This window comes from Streptomyces sp. AcH 505 (assembly GCF_000818175.1).
Classification (GTDB): Bacteria; Actinomycetota; Actinomycetes; order Streptomycetales; family Streptomycetaceae; genus Streptomyces.
The window spans coordinates 4,426,754-4,429,440 of record NZ_JTIY01000001.1 but is presented as its reverse complement, the minus strand read 5'-3'; the positions used below and the strand labels follow the sequence as shown (position 1 = coordinate 4,429,440).

Genomic DNA, 2,687 nt, shown 5'->3' with positions numbered 1-2,687 from the left:
CGGCGGGACCGCCGGGACCGCGGCCGTGGCCGCCTGCGACACCGTCTGCACCGCCCGCGCCGCCTCCGCCGGTGTCGCCCGCTCCAGGAAGCGCAGCAGTTCGACAGGGAAGGGCAGCACCAGCGTGGAGTTCTTCTCGGCCGCGACCGCCACCACCGTCTGCAGCAGCCTCAGTTGCAGGGCGGCCGGCTGCTCCGACATCTCCTTGGCGGCCTCGGCGAGCTTCTTCGACGCCTGCAGTTCCGCGTCCGCGTTGATGATCCGGGCCCGCCGCTCCCGGTCCGCCTCCGCCTGCCGCGCCATGGAGCGCTTCATCGTCTCCGGGAGCGAGACGTCCTTGATCTCCACCCGGTCGATCTGCACGCCCCAGCCGATCGCCGGGCTGTCGATCATCAGCTCCAGGCCCTGGTTCAGCTTCTCCCTGTTCGACAGGAGATCGTCGAGATCGCTCTTGCCGATGATCGACCGGAGCGAGGTCTGCGCCATCTGGGAGACCGCGAACCGGTAGTCCTCCACCTGCACCAGCGCGTCCGGCGCGTCGACCACCTTGAAGTAGATGACCGCGTCGACCCGGACCGTCACGTTGTCCCGGGTGATCCCGTCCTGTGCGGGGACCGGCATCGTCACGATCTGCAGATTGACCTTGCGGAGCTTGTCCACGAACGGCACGACGAGGGTGAGTCCGGGTCCTCTGACCCCCTCGCGCAGCCGGCCGAAGCGGAACACCACGCCTCGTTCGTACTGTTTGACGACCCGGGCCGCGGCCGCCGCGTACACCCCGCCCGCGCAGACCACCGCGATGCCCGCTGTCACCAGTTCCTCGACCATGAGGGCCCCCTGACGCCGACCGAGGTGTCTGTCGAACACGGTAAGCCTCAGCCGGTGCGCCGGTCGAGACTCGCGCAGCGGCCCGTACGGACCCGGCTGGCACCGCGCCCGCACCGCCCCCGTACCCCGACCGGCCGCGCTTCTCGTGCCGCTCCCCCACCGGTCCGGCAGGGTGACCAGGACCAGGCTTCTCCGTACAGACGAGGACGGCCCATGTCCCTGACCCACCACCGGCGCCTCCGCATCGCCGCCGGGACCGCGCTCCTGACCCTCGCCGTGACCGGCTGCTCCGGGCTCGGCAGGACCGCCGTGGGGCCGGTCACCTACACGTCGGGCGACGCCAGCCACGTGCAGGTGAACAGCCCTCCGGTGAGGGGCTGTCACCGGCTCGCGGCGGGCGGCGCCCGCATGGTCACCAACCTCACCCTGGTCGATCTGAAGCTGTACCCGAAGGGCGACTGCAAGGGGAAGTACACCTACCTCGGCACGACGCTCTCCAACGAGACCGCCCCGGGCGCCGGGCCGTGGCAGAGCTACGGCACCGTGCACTGACCCGCGACGCTGCCGGTCACAGTCGCGCGCGTACGAGGGCGACGAGCCGGGCGGTCTCGTTGCGGCGGACCCGGGCGATCAGCGCCAGCGGCAGGATGAGCAGCAGCGGTGTGAGCGCGTTCTCGCCGTCGAACGACGTCAGCTGTATGACGAAGGCGCCGATCATCAGGCCGATCAGCGCCAGCGCCGAGACGCCGGACAGCAGCGGGACCACCAGTGCGATCCCGCCGGCCAGCTCCAGGACTCCGACGGCGTACATGAACCAGTGGCCGAAGCCGATCGTGTCGAAGGACTCGACGGCCGCCGGGAGCGCGGCGAGCTTCGGCGCCGCGCTGGCCCCGACGTAGAACAGCGCCAGCACGATCTGGAGCACACGCACCGTCAGATGCGTACGGCGCGACGGGGTGCGGCGCGCGGTGACCGGCGCCGCGGTCGCGGCGACGGTGGTGGTGCGGGCGGTGGTGGTGTGGGCGGTGGTGGTGTGGGCGGTGGTGAGTGACGAGTCCGACATGGTGGTGGTTCCCCTCCGTGAATGGCTGCTTTCACAGAGGTAGACGGGCCGCGCCCCCCGAACTCATCGCTCTCAGGGCGTGGCGGGCTGGATCTTCAGCCAGCCGTGGCCGCCGTACCAGTGCAGCCCGGCCCGCAGATGATCGCCGACCGCGCGTTCCAGGGTGGTGCGGCGCGGCAGGGTCTCCACCGGAAGTGCCGGGTCGCCGAACACGAACTCCAGCGGGCCCCTGTCGTAGTTCTCCGTCAGCTCGTAGCCGCTCGTGAAGCGCCGCTGGAAGCGGACGATGTTCGAGTCGGCCGGCAGGTATCCGGCGAGCTGCGGGTCGAGCAGCCACGACTCGCAGACCGCGACGCCGTAGGTCTCGTCAGGGAAGTGCCGGGCGAAGAACGCCCCGGCCAGGGCGAAGGACCGGTCGCAGGTCTCCGGGGTGAGCGGACCGAGGAAGTCCGGGATGTGTACGTCCAGACAGCGGTCGCCCGGACCGTACGGCAGTCCGGCCTCGCGCACGGCTGCGCCCATCCGGTCGTCGAGCCGGCCGCGCTGGAACTGGAGCCGGCCGAGCTGGTAGATCTCGCCGCGGAAGTGCAGCGCCAGCCACCCGGGGGTGGCCAGCCCGCCCGTGCCGTGCCTGCGGCGGTGGACCGCCAGCTGTCGGCCCAGGTCGGCGAGGGTACGGCGGCTGATCTCTTCGGACACGCCCAGCCCCCGGTGGTACGCCCGTACGGCGGGGAGCGCGGCGACCAGCGCGAACACCGGGAAGTAGCGGGCCACCGCCTCGGACCCGGGGGGCTGC

General features: G+C 71.5%; 4 protein-coding genes. 1 reads left to right on the top strand and 3 read right to left on the bottom strand.

The annotated features are described in order from the left end of the window. Nucleotides 1–828, bottom strand: an 828-nt coding sequence (locus HY68_RS20245; protein ID WP_078863694.1) for a slipin family protein, incomplete at its 3' end; no start/stop codon positions are given. Between the two features lie 213 nt (nt 829–1,041). Between HY68_RS20245 and HY68_RS20240 the strand changes: the two genes are divergently transcribed. Further along, the gene (locus HY68_RS20240; RefSeq protein ID WP_041990861.1) at nt 1,042–1,380 is read left to right on the top strand and encodes a hypothetical protein; all 339 of its coding nucleotides are present in this window, start codon (nt 1,042–1,044) and stop codon (nt 1,378–1,380) included. A gap of 16 nt (nt 1,381–1,396) precedes the next feature. On the opposite strand, the gene HY68_RS20235 is transcribed toward HY68_RS20240, so the two are convergent. Next, entirely contained in the window at nt 1,397–1,891 is a 495-nt protein-coding gene (locus HY68_RS20235) for a DoxX family protein (RefSeq protein ID WP_041990860.1), read from the bottom strand. Between the two features lie 72 nt (nt 1,892–1,963). Continuing rightward, nucleotides 1,964–2,687 (bottom strand): acyltransferase domain-containing protein (locus HY68_RS20230; RefSeq protein ID WP_241778625.1); only part of this gene is annotated, 724 nt, incomplete at its 5' end.

What these genes read in the sequence shown, in the direction of transcription:
- HY68_RS20235 (WP_041990860.1), bottom strand. Translation starts at nt 1,891, where the DNA reads ATGTCGGACTCGTCACTCACCACCGCCCACACCACCACCGCCCACACC.
- HY68_RS20240 (WP_041990861.1), top strand. Translation starts at nt 1,042, where the DNA reads ATGTCCCTGACCCACCACCGGCGCCTCCGCATCGCCGCCGGGACCGCG.